At 67.7% G+C, this 17,379-nt stretch carries 13 protein-coding genes; 10 read left to right on the forward strand and 3 right to left on the reverse strand.

Annotated features, from left to right (window positions below; all coding sequences use genetic code 11):
- Positions 1-47 precede the first annotated feature (47 nt).
- From IEV99_RS01270 to IEV99_RS01305, 8 genes are all read left to right on the forward strand, one after another.
- Complete coding sequence (locus IEV99_RS01270) at positions 48-1,580, forward strand: UxaA family hydrolase (protein WP_188515926.1); 1,533 nt, start codon at positions 48-50, stop codon at positions 1,578-1,580.
- 122 nt (positions 1,581-1,702) lie between these two features.
- Entirely contained in the window at positions 1,703-3,013 is a 1,311-nt protein-coding gene (gene ugpB / locus IEV99_RS01275; protein WP_188515927.1) for a sn-glycerol-3-phosphate ABC transporter substrate-binding protein UgpB, read from the forward strand.
- 194 nt (positions 3,014-3,207) lie between these two features.
- Positions 3,208-4,089, forward strand: a complete 882-nt coding sequence (ugpA, locus tag IEV99_RS01280) for a sn-glycerol-3-phosphate ABC transporter permease UgpA (RefSeq protein ID WP_188515928.1) — start codon at positions 3,208-3,210, stop codon at positions 4,087-4,089.
- A gap of 25 nt (positions 4,090-4,114) precedes the next feature.
- Positions 4,115-4,963 carry a sn-glycerol-3-phosphate ABC transporter permease UgpE gene (gene ugpE, locus IEV99_RS01285; protein WP_188515929.1) on the forward strand — a complete coding sequence of 283 codons (849 nt, stop codon included), beginning with the start codon at positions 4,115-4,117 and terminating at the stop codon, positions 4,961-4,963.
- A gap of 3 nt (positions 4,964-4,966) precedes the next feature.
- On the forward strand, positions 4,967-6,067 hold the full coding sequence (locus tag IEV99_RS01290; RefSeq protein ID WP_188515930.1) for a sn-glycerol-3-phosphate import ATP-binding protein UgpC: 1,101 nt from the start codon (positions 4,967-4,969) through the stop codon (positions 6,065-6,067).
- 100 nt (positions 6,068-6,167) lie between these two features.
- Positions 6,168-6,602, forward strand: a complete 435-nt coding sequence (locus tag IEV99_RS01295) for a hypothetical protein (RefSeq protein ID WP_188515931.1) — start codon at positions 6,168-6,170, stop codon at positions 6,600-6,602.
- 61 nt (positions 6,603-6,663) lie between these two features.
- On the forward strand, positions 6,664-8,295 hold the full coding sequence (locus tag IEV99_RS01300; RefSeq protein ID WP_188515932.1) for an HAL/PAL/TAL family ammonia-lyase: 1,632 nt from the start codon (positions 6,664-6,666) through the stop codon (positions 8,293-8,295).
- 5 nt (positions 8,296-8,300) lie between these two features.
- Positions 8,301-9,194: a dihydrodipicolinate synthase family protein gene (locus IEV99_RS01305; protein ID WP_188515933.1), complete on the forward strand. Its 894-nt coding sequence runs from the start codon at positions 8,301-8,303 to the stop codon at positions 9,192-9,194.
- Between the two features lie 58 nt (positions 9,195-9,252).
- On the opposite strand, the gene typA is transcribed toward IEV99_RS01305, so the two are convergent.
- Positions 9,253-11,070, reverse strand: coding sequence for a translational GTPase TypA (typA, locus tag IEV99_RS01310; protein ID WP_188515934.1), 1,818 nt, complete (start codon positions 11,068-11,070; stop codon positions 9,253-9,255).
- A 277-nt stretch (positions 11,071-11,347) separates the two neighbouring features.
- Here typA and IEV99_RS01315 point away from each other — a divergent pair, with 277 nt between their 5' ends.
- The gene (locus tag IEV99_RS01315) at positions 11,348-11,899 is read left to right on the forward strand and encodes a hypothetical protein (RefSeq protein WP_188515935.1); all 552 of its coding nucleotides are present in this window, start codon (positions 11,348-11,350) and stop codon (positions 11,897-11,899) included.
- Positions 11,900-11,902: 3 nt separating this feature from the next.
- Here IEV99_RS01315 and IEV99_RS01320 read toward each other — a convergent pair whose 3' ends face one another.
- Together IEV99_RS01320 and IEV99_RS01325 are read right to left on the reverse strand one after the other, a co-directional pair.
- On the reverse strand, positions 11,903-13,234 hold the full coding sequence (locus tag IEV99_RS01320) for a TAXI family TRAP transporter solute-binding subunit (RefSeq protein ID WP_188515936.1): 1,332 nt from the start codon (positions 13,232-13,234) through the stop codon (positions 11,903-11,905).
- Positions 13,235-13,375: 141 nt separating this feature from the next.
- A complete protein-coding gene (locus IEV99_RS01325) occupies positions 13,376-14,608 on the reverse strand; it encodes an argininosuccinate synthase (protein WP_371875774.1) in 1,233 nt (410 codons plus the stop codon).
- A gap of 264 nt (positions 14,609-14,872) precedes the next feature.
- Between IEV99_RS01325 and IEV99_RS01330 the strand changes: the two genes are divergently transcribed.
- Complete coding sequence (locus tag IEV99_RS01330; protein ID WP_188515938.1) at positions 14,873-17,335, forward strand: M10 family metallopeptidase; 2,463 nt, start codon at positions 14,873-14,875, stop codon at positions 17,333-17,335.
- Positions 17,336-17,379: the final 44 nt, after the last annotated feature.

Raw genomic sequence — 17,379 nt, forward strand, 5'->3', positions numbered from 1 at the left:
AACTCGGCAGCGGCCCAGCCACAAGAGCCGCACAGGAAGGGAAGGCCATGAACGCTCCGGTCCTCAACGCCCCGCGCACCGTGCGGCTGAACGCCGCCGACAATGTCGTGGTCGCGGTCGACCCGGTGGATGTCGGCGCCGTCGCGGAGGGCGTCACCGCCCGCGCCCGCGTGCCGCGCGGCCACAAGATGGCCACCCTGCCGATCCCCGAAGGCTCGCCCATTCTCAAATTCGGCCAGATCATCGGCTTCGCCGCCAAGGACATCGCGCCGGGCGACTGGGTGCACGAGCACAATGTCGGCATGCACGACTTCGAGCGCGACTACCGCTTCGCCGAGGATGCGCGCGTCGAGGAGGTGCTGCCGGTGGAGCTGCAGGCCACCTTCCAGGGCTTCCGGCGCGCCAACGGCAAGGTCGGCACGCGCAACTACATCGGCATCCTCACCTCGGTGAACTGCTCGGCCTCGGTGGCGCGCTTCATGGCGCTCGAGATCGAGCGCTCCGGCATCCTGGAGCAGTACCCCAACATCGACGGCGTCATCCCGCTGGTGCATGGCGGCGGCTGCGCGCTCGACGTCAAGGGCGAGGGCTACGACATCCTCAAGCGCACCCAGTGGGGCTACGCCACCAACCCCAACATGGCGGGCGTCGTGATGGTCGGCCTCGGCTGCGAGGGCTTCCAGATCGGCCGCTGGAAGGACGCATACGGGATCAAGGAGAGCGACACCTTCCGGACCATGACGATCCAGGAGATCGGCGGCACCAAGAAGACCGTGCAGGCCGGCGTCGAGGCGATCAAGACCATGCTGCCCATCGCGGACGCGGCGCGGCGCGAAACCGTGCCGGCCTCCGAGATCCTGCTGGCGCTCCAGTGCGGCGGCTCGGACGGCTATTCGGGCATCACCGCCAACCCGGCGCTGGGCGCGGCCGTGGACCTCCTGGTCAAGCACGGCGGCGCCGCAATCCTGTCCGAGACGCCCGAAATCTACGGCGCCGAGCACCTGCTCACCCGCCGCGCCGCGACGCGCGAGATCGGCGAGAAGCTGGTCGACATGATCCACTGGTGGGAGGACTACACGGCCCGCAACAAGATGGAGATGAACAACAACCCGTCCCCGGGCAACAAGCTCGGCGGGCTCACCACCATCCTGGAGAAGTCGCTCGGCGCGGCCGCCAAGGGCGGCACCAAGACGCTGGCCGGCGTCTATCACTACGCCGAGCAGGTCGACGCCAAGGGCTTCGTCTACATGGATACGCCCGGCTACGACCCCGTGGCGGCCACCGGGCAGGTGGCGGGCGGCTCCAACGTGCTGTGCTTCACCACCGGGCGCGGCTCGGCCTATGGCTGCAAGCCGACCCCATCCATCAAGCTCGCGACCAACAGCGAGATCTACCGCCGCATGCTCGACGACATGGACATCAATTGCGGCGACATCCTCGACGGCGTCTCCATCGAGGAGAAGGGCCAGGAGATCTTCGACACCGTGCTGCGCATCGCCTCGGGCGAGCGCTCCAAGTCGGAGCAACTCGGCTATGGCGACGCCGAATTCGTGCCTTGGACCGTGGGCGCGACCATGTGACCGCTCCGCCAGTTGCGGAAATGCGTGTCATCTGATTGTCATAGAACCGTCGCCTGAGCGTTGCGCCAGGCTGCCAGACAACCAAAAGAGGGCCCCGAACGGCCCGTCAGGGAGAGAGAGCAATGAAACTCCGTACCAGGCTTGCGCTGTCGCTCGCCGCCATGATGGCCTCGACGTCCGCCTTTGCGCAGACCGAGATCCAGTGGTGGCACGCGATGACGGGCGCCAACAACGACGTCGTCAACAAGCTCGCGGCGGATTTCAACGCCTCGCAGAGCGAGTACAAGGTCACGGCCGCCTACAAGGGCAGCTATCCCGACACGCTGAACGCCGCCATCGCGGCCTTCCGGGCAGGCAACGCGCCCCACATCGTGCAGGTCTTCGAGGTCGGCACCGCCACGATGATGTCCGCCAAGGGCGCCATCAAGCCGGTCGGCCAGATGATGCAGGAAGCCGGCGAGAAGTTCGACCCCAAGGCCTACCTGCCGGCCATCACGGGTTACTACTCGACCGCCAAGGGCGAGATGCTGTCCTTCCCGTTCAACTCGTCCTCCATGGTGATGTGGGTCAACAAGGACGCGCTGAAGAAGGCCAACGTCGCCGAAATCCCGAAGACCTGGCCGGACGTGTTCGAGGCCGGCAAGAAGCTCAAGGCCGCCGGCTACGACAAGTGCGGCTTCACGGTCGCGTGGTCGCCCTGGGCGCTGATCGAGCAGTTCTCGGCCTGGCACAACCTGCCGCTCGGCACCAAGGCCAACGGCCTCGACGGCTTCGACACCGAGCTGAAGTTCAACAGCCCGGCGCACGTGAAGCTGCTGACCGATCTCGTCGCCCTGCAGAAGGACAAGACCTACGACTATTCGGGTCGCGGCAACGAGAACGAGGGTCGCTTCACCTCGGGCGAGTGCCCGATCATGCTGACGTCCTCGGGCTTCTACGGCAACGTCAAGGCCAACGCGAAGTTCGAGTTCGCGGCGGCTCCGATGCCCTACTACCCGGACGTGAAGGGCGCTCCGCAGAACTCGATCATCGGCGGCGCCTCGCTGTGGGTGATGGGCGGCAAGACGGCGCCCGAGTACAAAGGCATCGCCAAGTTCTTCACCTTCCTGTCGGACACCGACCGGCAGGCCAAGCTGCACGTGGAATCCGGCTACTTGCCGATCACGCTGGCGGCCTACGAGAAGGTCAAGGCCTCGGGCTTCTACAACCAGTTCCCGGACCGGGAGACGCCCTTGAAGGAGCTCACCAACAAGGAGCCGACCGAGAACTCGCGCGGCCTGCGCTTCGGCAACATGGTGCAGATGCGCGACATGTGGTCGGAAGAGATCGAGGCCGCGCTGGCCGGCAAGAAGTCGCCCCAGCAGGCGCTGGACGACGCCGTGTCGCGCGGCAACGCCACGCTGCGCCAGTTCGAGCGCACCGCCAACCGTTGAGGATCCGTCGCCGGCCGCAAAGCCGGCGACCCCTCATCCGACTTCGCTGCGCTCGGCTGCCTTCTCCCCGTTCCGGGGCGAAGGGAAACGGCGCCGGTCTTCCCCTCTTCCCGGCGACGGGGAGAGGGTCAGGGTGAGGGTGGCGCCACTTGCGCGCGCTTCGCCGTCAATCTGCCCCCTCACGCACGGCCCCCATGGAAAAGCGCTCGGTCTACACCAACAAGCTGCTGCCCTACCTGCTGCTCGCGCCGCAGCTGGTCATCACGCTGGTGTTCTTCTACTGGCCGGCCTCCCAGGCCGTGTGGATGTCGTTTCGCATCGAGGACGCGTTCGGGATCTCGACCGAGTTCGTCGGCTTCGAGAACTACGTCACGCTCTTCGGGCAGCGCTCCTATTACGAGTCGATGTGGACCACGCTGGTCTTCTCGCTCGCCGTCACCATCCTGGCGATGTCGTTCTCGCTGCTGCTGGCCGTCATGGCCGACAAGCAGATTCGCGGCGGCTCGGTGTATCGCACGCTGCTGATCTGGCCCTACGCGGTGGCGCCCGCCATCGCGGGCGTGCTGTGGCTTTTCATGTTCCAGCCCTCGCTCGGCATGATCGGCCGCGGCCTGATCGCGGCCGGCGTGCCCTGGAATCCGATGCTGAACGGCGACCACGCCCTGCTGCTCGTGATCCTGGCCGCCGCCTGGAAGCAGATCAGCTACAACTTCCTGTTCTTCCTGGCGGGGCTGCAATCCATCCCCAAGAGCCTGATCGAGGCCGCCGCGATCGACGGCGCCAAGCCGGCGCGGCGCTTCTGGACCATCATCTTCCCAATGCTGTCGCCCACCACGTTCTTCCTGCTGGTGGTCAACATCGTCTACGTCTTCTTCGACACCTTCGGCATCATCGACGCCATCACGCATGGCGGACCCGCCAAGGCCACCGAGACGCTGGTGTTCAAGGTCTACTCCGACGGCCGGCTGGGCGGCGACCTCGGCGGCTCGGCGGCCCAGTCCGTCGTCCTGATGGTGATCGTGATCGCGCTCACGGCCATCCAGTTCCGCTATGTCGAGCGCAAGGTGACCTACTGATGCGCGCCCTGCGAGGAGCCTCCCCATGGTAGAGCGCCGGACCTGGTTCTCGACGTTCCTGCCCCACTTCATCCTGATCATGGGCGTGCTGATCGTCGCCTTTCCGGTTTACGTGGCCTTCGTGGGCTCGAGCTGGGACGCCGGCACCATCGCGAACGGCACGATGCCGCTCTATCCGGGCAAGTTCCTGGTGGAGAACTACTCGCGGGCGCTTCTGGCCGGCAACGCCACCGCGCGCGAGCCGGTGGGGCCGATGCTGCTGAACAGCTTCATCATGGCGATCATCATCGCGGTCGGGAAAATCGCGATCTCGATCATCTCCGCCTATGCGGTGGTGTATTTCCGCTTTCCGCTGCGCCAGAGCGCTTTCTGGTTGATCTTCATCACCCTGATGCTGCCCGTCGAGGTGCGCATCTATCCGACCTACAAGATCGTGGCCGATCTCGGAATGCTGGACACCTATGCGGGCCTGGCGGTGCCGCTGATCGCCTCCGCCACCGCCACGCTGCTGTTCCGGCAGTTCTTCATGACGATCCCGGACGAGCTCGTGGAAGCCTCCAAGATCGACGGCGCCGGGCCCATGAAGTTCTTTGTCGACACGGTGCTGCCGCTGTCGATCACCACCATCGCGGCGCTGTTCGTGATCCAGTTCATTTATGGCTGGAACCAGTATCTCTGGCCCCTGCTGATCACCACCCGCGAGAACATGCAGACCATCGTGATCGGCATCAAGAAGATGCTGGTCACCCAGGACGCGCTGACCGAATGGCAGCTCGCGATGGCGACCGCCGTGCTGGCCATGTTGCCGCCCGTGCTGGTCGTGTTGCTGATGCAGAAGCTGTTCGTGCGCGGCCTCGTCGAGACGGAGAAGTAAATCATGGCCGTTGTCACCCTGAAGGACGTCCGCAAGGTCTACGCCGGCGGCGTCGAGGCCGTGAAGGGCGTCAGCATCGACATCCCGGATGGCGGCTTCTGCGTGCTCGTGGGCCCCTCCGGCTGCGGCAAGTCCACGCTGCTGCGCATGGTGGCCGGGCTGGAGACCATCTCGTCCGGCGAGGTCGCGATCGGCGACCGGGTCGTGAACGACATCGAGCCGGCCGAGCGCGACATCGCGATGGTGTTCCAGAACTACGCGCTCTACCCGCACATGAGCGTCTACGACAACATCGCGTACGGGTTGCGCAACCGAAAGACGCCCAAGGACGAGATCGACCGTCGCGTGCAGGAGGCGGCCCGCATTCTCGCCATCGAGCCGTTCCTGCAGCGCAAGCCGCGGGCGCTTTCTGGCGGCCAGCGCCAGCGCGTCGCCATGGGGCGCGCCATCGTGCGCAAGCCGCAGGTGTTCCTGTTCGACGAGCCGCTCTCCAACCTCGACGCCAAGCTGCGCGTGCAGATGCGCGTCGAGATCAAGAAGCTGCAACGCGCGCTGGGCGTCACCTCGATCTACGTCACGCATGACCAGGTCGAGGCCATGACGCTGTCGGACAAGCTCGTGGTGATGAGCGGCGGGCAGGTCGAGCAGGTCGGGACGCCGACGGAGGTGTATCGGCGGCCCGAGACGCGCTTTGTCGCCACCTTCATCGGCTCGCCGCCCATGAACATCCTGCCCGGCGTCGTGGAGACGGACGGCCGCGTCTCCGTCGGCGGTCAGTCGCTCGCCGCCGCCGACATGGCGACCGACCTGAAGCCCGGCCTCGCCGTGGACGTGGGCATCCGCCCCGAGGAGGCCGAGATCGCCGCGCCAGGCGTTGCCGGCTGCGCTTTCGCGATCGACTTCGTGGAGGAGCTCGGGGCCACCGAGCTGCTGCACGGAACGATCGGGGAGGGCGCCTTCGTGCTGCAGGTCCCGACCGGCTCGGTCCCCAACGGGACCAAGCAAGTCGCCCTCACCATCGCGCCGAATTGCGTCCATGTGTTCGACCGCGAAACCGGCAAGCGTCTCAGCCGCCGCCCCGCCGAGGCCAGCAAGGCAGCGTAGTCAGCAATAGTTGTGTAGTATAAGTTGCACAACTATCGGGCGGTGTGACTTTTGTTGACACTGTTTCGGCAGGATCGCTCTCCAGTCTGGGAGGGCGGTCTTGCGTCTGGTCTTTGCCTGGTTGGCCTTTGTCTTGTCGGCTCATACGGCTCGCGCGCAGATCATCTCGATCGATGCCTATGTCACCCAGGTCGATGTCGGCGTGATCGAGACCGAGTTGACGCTCTACGAACGCAAGAACGCCATCTACGCCCTGTTCACCGCCAAGGGGCCGTTCGAGGCGAACGCCCGCGAGCTGAACGTGACCAAGGACGGCTGCCACGAGGTGTTCTACAGCGGCATGCACGAGAAGGAGACCTTCACGGTCAGCCTGACTGCTTGCTCGAGTTCGGCCTATTGCAGGGACGAGCGGCAATATCTCGCCCTGAAGGCGACCTACACGGTGATGAACTTGGGGTCGGGCCGCCGTCCACAGGTGAAGGCCGCCCCGATCGTCAAGGCGATCCGGCCCGCGCTGCGCCATCTGCCCTGCTGACGCCGTCGACACCGGGCCGCCCTTTACGCTAGGGATGATCCCGAACGCAGAGGGACCCGCCATGGCGATTGAGATCGACGGACGCACGCTAACGGCAGCTGAGGTGATGCGGGTTTCGCGGCCGGACGCCTCGGGCTCCTACGAGCAGGCAGCCCTGGCCCCCGACGCCCGCGAGCGGATCGCGGCCACCCGCGACTATATCGACGCCAACTGGATGAACGACGACGCGCCGCTGATGTACGCCTTCAACACCGGCGTCGGCCTGTTCAAGGACCAGCGCGTGCTGATGAGCGAGATGGTGTCCTACCAGGCCAAGACCATCTACGCGCACGCGACCGGCATCGGCGAGGCGCTGCCCGAGGACGCCGTGCGGGCCATCATGCTGCTGCGCGCCAATGCCTTCGCGTCCAACTTCTCGGGCCCGCGCGTGGAGTTGGTGGAGCGCCTGCTCGCCTTTCTGAACGCCGGGCTCCATCCGGTCATTCCCGCCAAGGGCTCGGTCGGGGCTTCGGGGGATCTGGCGCCGCTCGCCCACATGGCGGGCGCGGTGTGCGGCTTTCCGGAAGCCGAGATCGTGTATCGCGGCCAGCGCATGCCGGCCCGCGAGGCCATCGAGGCGGCCGGCCTGACGCCCGACTTCGACCTCGGCGCCAAGGACGCCTCGGCGCTGATCAACGGCTCCACGGTCTCGCTCGCCATCGCCGTGCTGGCGCTTGAAGACGCCAAGCGCATCCGCAAGGCCGCCGACGTGTCCCTGGCCCTCACCCTGGAGGCGCTGCGGGCCGAGAAGATCGCGTTCCTGCCCATCGTGCACGCCGCGCGGCCGCACCCCGGCCAGGCTGCCGTCGCCCGCAACGTCCTGAAGCTCATCGGCGACAGCGAGCGCTGCTCGGAGGCCGCGCGCCTCACCGTGTTCCCGGAAGAGACCCGGAAGGAAGGCGTCGCTCCGCCGCCGCGCGTGCAGGACGTCTACTCGCTGCGCTGCGCCCCGCAGGTGCACGGCCCCGTCGTGCAGGCGCTGGACTACATCGACGGCGTGATCGCCACCGAGATCAACTCGGCCACCGACAACCCGCTCATCTTCGACGACGGCAAGGGCGGCTACGCCTCCCTCTCGGGCGGCCACTTCCACGGCCAGTACGTCGCGCAGGTCATGGACCTGCTCACCATCGTGATGGCCGATCTCGGCTCCATCTGTGAGCGCCGGCTGGCGCGCCTGATCGACCCCACCATGAGCTACGGCCTGCCGCGCAACCTGCTGGCCGGCAAGAAAGGCCTCAACACCGGCTTCGCCACCGTGCAGTGCTCCATGTCGGCGCTCGTGATGGAGAACCGCACGCTCGCGATGCCGGGCTCGGTGGATTCCATCCCGGGCAAGAGCAACGCCGAGGACCACGTCTCGAACTCGACCTGGTGCGCCCGCAAGGCCCGCACCGTGGTGGAGAACACCGAGATGATCGTGGCGGGCGAGATGCTGATGGCCGCCCAGGCGCTGAGCCTCGTGGAGCCTATCGCCAAGGCGCACCCGCTCGGCTCCGGCACGGCCGCGGCCCTGAAGGCGATCCGCGGCGTGATCGAGCCGGCTTTGGACGGCGACCGCTGGTACGCGACCGAGATGCGCCACGCCCAGGCGCTGGTGCACTACGGCACGGTGGTGGCGGCCGTGGAAGCCGCCGTGGGACATCTGGAGTAAGGACGATGCGGGGCCTCTCCGCTTTTCCGATCACGCCGTCGGACGCCGACGGCGTCGTGCGGGTCGACGCCCTGCAGCGTTTGCTGCGTCCGCTGGTCGATGCGCGCGTTCATTCGATAGGCCTGCTGGGCAGCACGGGCTCCTACCCCTACCTGTCGCGCCCGGAACGTCGCCGCGCGATCGAGGCGGCCGCCGACGAAGTCGCAGGCCGCGTGCCGCTGCTGGTCGGCGTCGGCGCGCTGCGCACCGACGAGGCTATCCGGCTGGCGCAGGACGCGCGCGCCGGCGGGGCTGCGGCCGGGCTGCTCGCAGCCGTCTCGTATACGCCGCTCACAGAAGACGAAGTCTTCGAGCACTACAAGGCCGTGGCGGGCGAGAGCGGGTTGCCGCTGTGCATCTACGACAACCCGACCACCACGCATTTCCGCTTTTCCCCGGAGCTGATCGCGCGCCTGGCGGCGCTGCCGGGCGTCGCCGCCGTCAAGCTGCCGGGCGGGGAGCCGCAGGCGCTGGCCGCCCAGATGGCGGATCTCCGCGCCCGCGTTCCGGCTGACTTCGCGCTCGGGCATAGCGGCGACTGGTTCGCGGTTGAAGCCATGCTGGCCGGCGGCGAGGCCTGGTACAGCGTGGTCGCCGGCATCCTGCCGCAGGTCTGCATGGACATCGTCGCGGCGGTGCGCGCCGGAAACGCCACCGAAGCGCGCCGGCTCAACGCCGCCCTGGAGCCGCTCTGGGGGCTGTTCCGGGAATTCTCCAGCCTGCGCGTCGTCTACGAAATCGCGGAGCGCCGCGGCGTTTGCGCCGCCGAACCGCCCTTGCCGGTGCGCCGCCTGCCGGAAGCGGCGCGCCAGCGCGTCGCCGCCGTTCTGGACGGCATGGACCCGGCGCTGCTGCGCTGAAGCCAACAAAAAACCCCGGGGCCAGCCCGGGGTTTTTCATTTGGATGCTGCGACGGCCTTAGCTGGCCGCGGCGGCGCGCTCGGCGCGCTTGCGATCGTTCGGGTCCAGCCAGACCTTGCGCAGGCGGATCGCCTTGGGGGTCACTTCGACCAGCTCGTCGTCCTGGATGTAGGCCAGCGCCTTTTCCAGCGTCATGCGGATCGGCGGGGTGAGGCGCACGGCCTCGTCCTTGCCGGCGGCGCGGACGTTGGTGAGCTTCTTGCCCTTCAGCAGGTTCACTTCCAGGTCGTTGTCGCGGCTATGCTCGCCCACGATCATGCCCTGGTAGATCTTCCAGCCCGGCTCGATCATCATCGGGCCGCGATCTTCCAGGTTCCACATCGCGTAGGCCACGGCCTCGCCGATGTCGTTGGAGATCAGCACGCCGTTGCGGCGCCCGGCGATCTCGCCCTTCCACGGCGCATATTCGTGGAAGATGCGGTTCATGATCGCGGTGCCGCGCGTGTCGGTCAGCAGTTCGCCCAGATAGCCGATCAGGCCGCGGGTGGGAGCGTGGAACACGAGGCGCAGACGGTTACCGCCCGAAGGCCGCATCTCCATCATGTCGGCCTTGCGCTCGGACATCTTCTGCACAACGACGCCGGAATGCTCCTCGTCCACGTCGATGGTGACTTCCTCGATGGGCTCGAGGATCTCGCCGGCCTCGTCGCGCGAGAACACCACCTTCGGGCGCGACACCGCGAGCTCGAAGCCTTCGCGGCGCATCTGCTCGATCAGGATGGCGAGCTGCAACTCGCCGCGGCCCGCCACCTCCATGGCGTCCCTGTCGGGCGACTCGGTGACGCGCAGCGCGATGTTGCCCTCGGCTTCCTTCAGGAGACGGTCGCGGATCACGCGGCTCGTGACCTTGTCGCCTTCCGTGCCGGCGAGCGGCGAGTCGTTGACGCGGAACTGCATCGTGACGGTCGGCGGGTCGATCGGCTGCGCCGGCAGGGGGCTCTCGACGGACGGATCGCAGAAGGTGTCGGCGACGGTGCCCTTCACCATGCCGGCGATGGCCACGATGTCGCCCGCCTCGGCCTCGTCGACCGGGATGCGCTCAAGGCCGCGGAAGCCCAGCACCTTGGAAACGCGGCCCTGCTCGACCACGTTGCCCTTCGCGTCCAGCACCTTGAAAGCCTGGTTCGGCTTGATGGTGCCCGACGTGATGCGGCCGGTGACGATGCGGCCGAGATAGGGGTTGGCCTCCAGGATGGTGCCGAGCAGACGGAACGGGCCTTCCTCGACCACCGGCGGGGCGACGTGCTTCACCACGAGATCGAACAGCGGCGCGAGATCGTCCTTCGGACCGTCCTGGCTGGTCGCCATCCAGCCCTGCTTGGCCGAACCGTACAGGATCGGGAAATCCAGCTGGTCGTCGGTGGCGTCCAGCGCGGCGAAGAGGTCGAACACCTCGTTGATGACCTCGGTGGCGCGCTGCTCGGGCTTGTCGATCTTGTTGATCGCCACGATGGGCTTGAGGCCGAGCTTCAGCGCCTTGCCGACCACGAACTTGGTCTGCGGCATCGGGCCTTCGGCCGCGTCCACCAGCACGACGACGCCGTCGACCATGCCCAGGATGCGCTCCACCTCGCCGCCGAAATCGGCGTGGCCGGGGGTGTCGACGATGTTGATGCGGACATCCTTCCACTGCACCGAGGTGCACTTGGCCAGGATGGTGATGCCGCGCTCGCGCTCCAGGTCGTTGGAGTCCATCGCGCGCTCGGCGACCTTCTGGTTCTCGCGGAACGTGCCCGACTGGGCGAGCAGCTTATCCACCAGCGTAGTCTTGCCGTGGTCGACGTGGGCGATGATCGCGATGTTGCGGAGCTTCATGGTTCTCTCGATTGGCCAAACGCTGAAACCCGGCTCCAGGGGAGTCGGGCTGTCGTTCCTCGGCCTGTCCGGTCGTTTCGTTGCGGCGCAATAGCACACGAGGCCGGGTAAAACAACGAAGGATCGAACCGCCCGGTTCGGCGGCCGGGCTTTCGCGCGAGTTGGCCGCTGGGTTTGGCGAAGCGCCGGCGCTTGACGCGGACGGGAGACTGCAATGGATTGGGACGACAATCGGGCCCTGCCGCGAGGGAAGGCGGCCGTGAGAGCAGGGGCGGGAATGAACGAGCCAGCCATATGGGTGTCGGGTGGCGACTTGCGGGACGCCTTGGCCCTCGTCACGGTGGCTGTCCGCCGCAACACCGCGATCGTTCGCTTCGACTTCCTCGACGACTGCCTCGAAATCACCGGCCCCGGCGCCACCACGAGAATCGACGCGGAAGGCGACCTGCGCGAAGGCGCCGTTCTGGTGAATGGCGGCTCGCTTCGCCGGTTCATCGCCGTCATGCCGAAAGATCCCAAGCTCCGCCTTCAAACGCGGGCTGGTCGGTTGTTCATCGGCAACACGGGTTTCGAGGGCCAATCCCACGCAGTCGCGCCTGAGCCCATTACGCTGCCGATCGGCTCGGGCGTGCTTGGCACGCTCGCCGCCATCGCGCGCGAAGGGGAGCTGGTCGTGCGCGCATCCATCGGAGCCGCCGAAATCGCGGCCGCAAAGCAGGACTACAATCGGCGTATCGACGAAGCCTTTCGGCAGCTTGGCCCGCTCGGCGTAACCCGCGAGACGTTGGAGGCGGCCGTTGACGCGAGCGTGCGTGCGCCGCGACGCTGATCTCTACTCCCCCGCCGCCCGCACGGGAGCGAACGCCACCGGAGCCACCGCGGGATCGCCCGTGCCGAGCACGCGCCGGCGTTCGGCGATGGCGTGGCGGACCTGTTCGAGCGCCAGCGAGAACGCCGCGAGGCGGCTGGTGTCGATCTGCTCCTGCGAGGCCACCGCCAGCGTCTGGGCGAACACCTCGTCGGCCTGCTGCTCGAGATCGTCCAGCGTCGCCCTGTCCTGCCCCATGCGGGCCTCGCGCATGATGCGCAGCAGCTGCTCGAGCCGGAGGGCCTGCTCGTGGCCGCGGCTGCGCCAGCGGCCAGCCAACGCCGCAAACGCCGATGCGACGCCGCCCATCACCATCGCGATGATGTAGAACCAGTCGCCGTAGCGATCCAGAAACGTCTCCTCGTCGCCGTCCAGATAGGCGGCCGCGCCCGGGTGAACGGACACGCGCGCGCCTTTCTCGGTGTCGGGCGCCTCGATGCGGGCCGCCTGCGGAACCGCCGAGGCGAGGTCCGGCCGCATCTCGTAGAGGCGGCGCGTCAGGTCGGTGACGAGCTGGTCGGCAAGCCGGGCCTGCGCGACGATCCGGTACACGGCCGCAATGGTGGGCACGGAGTCGCTCGGCTTGGGCGGCGTGCCGCCGAAGCTGCCGCGCACGATCTGGACGCTGTCATAGGCCGGCGTGCGCTGCGCGATGGCGTCGGCCTCGTGGATGGGGATGAACACCGGCGACGACAGCCCGGCGGCCGCCACACTCGCCACCGTGGCGGGCACGAGCGTGCCGGTGACGGAGCCAACCACCAGAACGGCGTCGACGCGGCCGTCCCGAACCGCGGTCTGGACGTCGTCGAGGTTGAGCCCGGCCCGCGTGACCTCGTGCCCCGGCACCTCGTATTGCTGCAGAATGGTGTCGAGCAGCCGCTCGTTGGCGGGGGAATGGCGGACGAGGCCGACGGTCTTGCCACGCAGGTCGCTCACGCTCGCGATGGCGCTTCCGCCCGGCGCGACCAGAATGGCGGCGTTGCGATGCAGGATCGCGATTGCGTGGCCCGTCGCCTTCTCGACCTGGTCGCTGCGCACCACTGCGACGTCGGCCTTGCCGTTGTCGAACGCCTGCGCGGCCTCGGCCGGGTCCTGCGTGGTGATCACCTTGAGCCGGATGGCGGCCCGGTCCCGCCGCAGGATCTGGGCGGCGGTCTGCACGAGCTTGGCGTCCTCGCTGGAGGGCGGGCCGACCGCGATCGTGATCTCGGTCGGGCGCGTGTACGCGTAGATCCCGGCCATCACGACCAGTCCTGCGGCGAACACGCCGGCCGCCATGAGCCAGGCTTTCGTCATCGGTTCGCGGCTACGCTCCGGGCCGCCCGGCCCCGTGGGAGGCCGACGCGAGCAGAGTAGGTGGAGCTTTAGCAGCTACCCGGCAAGTGTGGCGCGCGCGCGGCGCGCTACACGTCGGCGTGATTGGGGTCGAGGCCGCGCTCAGATCCCGTGCTTGCGCTTGCGCGCGCCCAGCGTACGCAGGCGCAGGGCGTTCAGGCGGATGAAGCCCTGGGCGTCGCGATGGTCGTAGGCCACGGCGCCTTCCTCGAAGGTGACGAGGTCCTGGTCGTAGAGCGAGTACGGGCTCTCGCGGCCGATCACCCAGGCCGAGCCCTTGTAGAGCTTCAGGGTGACGCGGCCGGTGACGGCCTCCTGCGACTTGTCGATCATCGCCTGCAGCATCTCGCGCTCGGGCGAGAACCAGAAGCCGTTGTAGATCAGCTCGGCGTATTTCGGCATCAGCTCGTCCTTGAGATGCGCCGCGCCGCGGTCGAGCGTGATGGATTCGATGCCCCGGTGGGCGAAATACAGGATCGTGCCGCCGGGCGTCTCGTACATGCCGCGGCTCTTCATGCCGACGAAGCGGTTCTCGACGAGATCGAGCCGGCCGATGCCGTTGGCGCGGCCGAGCTCGTTGAGCTTCGTCAGCAGGGTGGCGGGCGACATCCTGACGCCGTCGATCGCGACCGGGTCGCCCTTCTCGAAGTCCATCGTGATGATGGTGGGCGTGTCGGGCGCCTGCTCGGGGTCGATGGTGCGCGAGTAGACGTAGTCCGGCACCTCGTTGGCCGGATCCTCCAGCACCTTGCCCTCCGAGGAGGCGTGCAGGAGGTTGGCGTCCACCGAGAACGGCGCTTCGCCGCGCTTGTCCTTGGCGATCGGGATCTGGTTCTGCTCGGCGAATTCCAGCAGCTTGGTGCGGGAGGTGAGGTCCCACTCGCGCCAGGGCGCGATGATGGTGATGTCGGGCTTCAGCGCATAGTAGCCGAGCTCGAAGCGCACCTGGTCGTTGCCCTTGCCGGTGGCGCCGTGGGACACCGCGTCGGCCCCCACGCGCTCGGCGATCTCGATCTGCTTCTTGGCGATCAGCGGACGGGCGATGGACGTGCCCAGCAGGTAGAGCCCCTCGTATTGCGCGTTGGCGCGGAACATCGGGAAGACGTAGTCGCGCACGAACTCCTCGCGTACGTCTTCGATGAAGATGTTCTCGGGCTTGATGCCGAGCAGCAGGGCCTTGTCGCGCGCCGGCCCCAGTTCCTCGCCCTGGCCGAGATCGGCCGTGAAGGTCACGACCTCGCAGCCATAGGTGGTCTGCAGCCACTTGAGGATGATGGAGGTGTCCAGCCCGCCCGAATAGGCGAGCACGACCTTGTTGACGCGCTTCTCGGCCATGATGGTCATCTCTCTCGAACCGGCGCGCCTTCCAGGAGATCCGCCGGCCTGCCGCAGGAGGAGCCTCGCGGCTCCCGAAATCGCGCGGGACTATAGGCAAGGCCAAGCCCGGCGCAAGCGCAGCCTAACTGACCGCGCCGAAAGCCCGAAAAAGCGCGCGTTGATTCAAATGCAAGCGATCCGGTTAGTGCAGCTGGAACGTGCATCTATCAATTACACACCTGCCACTTCACGACGGGTGGTTTGAACGATGCGAGTCGATGCATGGCTTACGGCGTCTATGTGGCCCCCACGGGCAAGAGCACGGTGGACGGGTTGTTGTCCGGCGTTCGCTGGAACACCACGAATCTGTCTTTCAGCTTCCCGACCGCGGCCAGCCAGTACGGCTCGGATTACGACTGGGCCGGCGCCTCGGCCGAAACCCGGCAGAACTTCACCGCTTTCACGACAGCGCAGCAGACCATGGTCCGCTCGGTGCTGGCCGAGTTCTCGTCCTTCGCCAACCTGTCGTTCACCGAAACGGCTGGCGGCGGCGGCGACCTGCGCTTCGGCCGGTCCGGCGCGGTGGATCCCAGCGGCGCCTATGCGTGGGCCTACTACCCGACAGCGGGCGCCGGCGGCGACGTCTGGTTCAAGCAGAACTGGACCGCCCCGCCGCAGATCGGCACCTTCGACTATCTGGCCGTGATGCACGAGATCGGCCACGCTCTGGGGCTCAAGCACTCGTTTGAAACGAGCGGCTCCTTCGGGGCGATGCCGTCCAGCCTTGACGGCAACGACTTCACGATCATGTCGTATCAGGCGTTTCCGGGCGCGGGATACAACGTCGTCAACTACCCGGGCAGCTACGCCCAGACGCCAATGCTCTATGACATCCAGGCGCTGCAGAGCCTCTACGGGGCCAACTTCAACACCAATGCGGGCGCGACCACCTACCGGTGGAGCCAGACCACCGGCGAGATGTTCATTAACGGCGTCGGCCAGGGCGCTCCGGCCGGCAACCACATCGAGATGACGTTGTGGGACGGCGGCGGCTTCGACACCTATGACTTCTCGGCCTACACGCGCGGCCTGCGGATCGACCTCAATCCGGGCTCGTGGGTCACCGAGACCACCCTGGCCGGCTCGCAGGTGGCGCAGTTCAGCCCCACCGCCTATGCGCCCGGCATGATCGCCAATGCGTTCCTCTACAACGGCGACCTGCGCTCGCTGATTGAGGGCGCGAATGGCGGCTCGGCCAACGACATCCTGATCGGCAACGTGGCCGACAACCTGCTCAACGGCAATGCCGGCAACGACACGTTGCAGGGCGGCGCCGGCGCGGACACGCTGATCGGCGGGCTTGGCGCCGACAGCCTTGACGGCGGCGACGGCTTCGACACGGCCTCCTATGCGGGCGCCACCGGCGGCGTCACGGTCGACCTCGGCACGGGCGTGGCCGCAGGCAACATGGCGGCCGGCGACCTCCTGGCGCGCATCGAGGCCGTGATCGGCTCGAACTACAACGATATCCTGCGCGGCGACGCGAACGCCAACCGCCTGGATGGCGGCGCGGGGCTCAACCAGCTCTTCGGCGCCGCAGGGGCGGATTCGCTGATCGGCGGCGCCGGCGACGACATTCTGGTCGGCGGCGCGGGCGCGGATTCGCTGGATGGCGGCGCCGGCATGGACACGGCCAGCTACGCCACCGCGACGACGGGCGTGGCCATCGACCTGCTCACGCCCGCCAACCAGAAGGGCGACGCCGCCGGCGACGTTTTCGTCGGGATCGATCATTGGGTCGGCTCCGCCTACGCTGACAGCTTCACGGCCGACAACGCGGGCCGCTGGTTCGACGGCGGCGCTGGCCTCGACAGCATCAAGGGCGGAACGGGCGCGGACGCGCTGTTTGGCGGCGTCGACAACGACTGGCTGTCGGGCGGCCTCGGAGCCGACACCCTGGCGGGCGGCGACGGCGTCGACACGGTGTCCTACGCCGACTCGGCCGCGGCTGTTTCGGTGAACCTGCAAACGAACGTCGTGTCGGGCGGCTCGGCCGCCGGCGACGTGACCTCGGGCTTCGAGGCCGTCGTGGGCTCGGCTTTCAACGACGTGCTCACGGGCGACGCCGGCGCGAACCGCCTCGAGGGCGGCGCCGGAGCGGACCAGCTCTCGGGCGGCGCGGGCCCCGACACCCTGCTGGGCGGAGCCGGGGACGACCTGCTGGCGGGCGGCGTCGGCGCCGACTCGCTGGACGGCGGCGCGGGCTTTGACACGGTGAGCTACGCCAGCGCGCTCGCGGGCGTGCGCCTCAGCCTCGCCGACCCGGCGCAGGGTCTTGGCGACGCCGCGGGCGACCGCTTCGTGTCGATCGAGGCCGTCATGGGCTCGTCCTTCGCCGACATGATCACGGGCGACGCGCTCGCGAACCTCCTGCAGGGCGGCGGCGGGGTCGACACGCTGGTCGGCGGCGGCGGCGCGGATACGCTGTCGGGCGGAAACGGCGCGGACGTGTTCGTGTTCGGCTCCTTCGCGGGCCGTGACGTGATCACGGATTTCACCGCGGCCGGGGCCGACCACGATGTGATCCGGCTCCTTGGCGTGCCGATGACGAACTTCGCCAGCGTGCTGAAGGCCTCCGCCCAGGTGGGCTCCGACGTGTGCATCACGCTGTCGGCCAACGACTCGATCACGCTCAGCAACGTGAACCTGTCCAACCTCGCGATGTCGGACTTCCTGTTCGCCTGAGCGGCGGTCCGGGGCGGATGCGGGCGCCTTGCAATGGGCGCCCG

The sequence above is a fragment of the Alsobacter metallidurans genome, from assembly GCF_014636935.1.
Lineage (GTDB): Bacteria > Pseudomonadota > Alphaproteobacteria > Rhizobiales > Beijerinckiaceae > Alsobacter > Alsobacter metallidurans.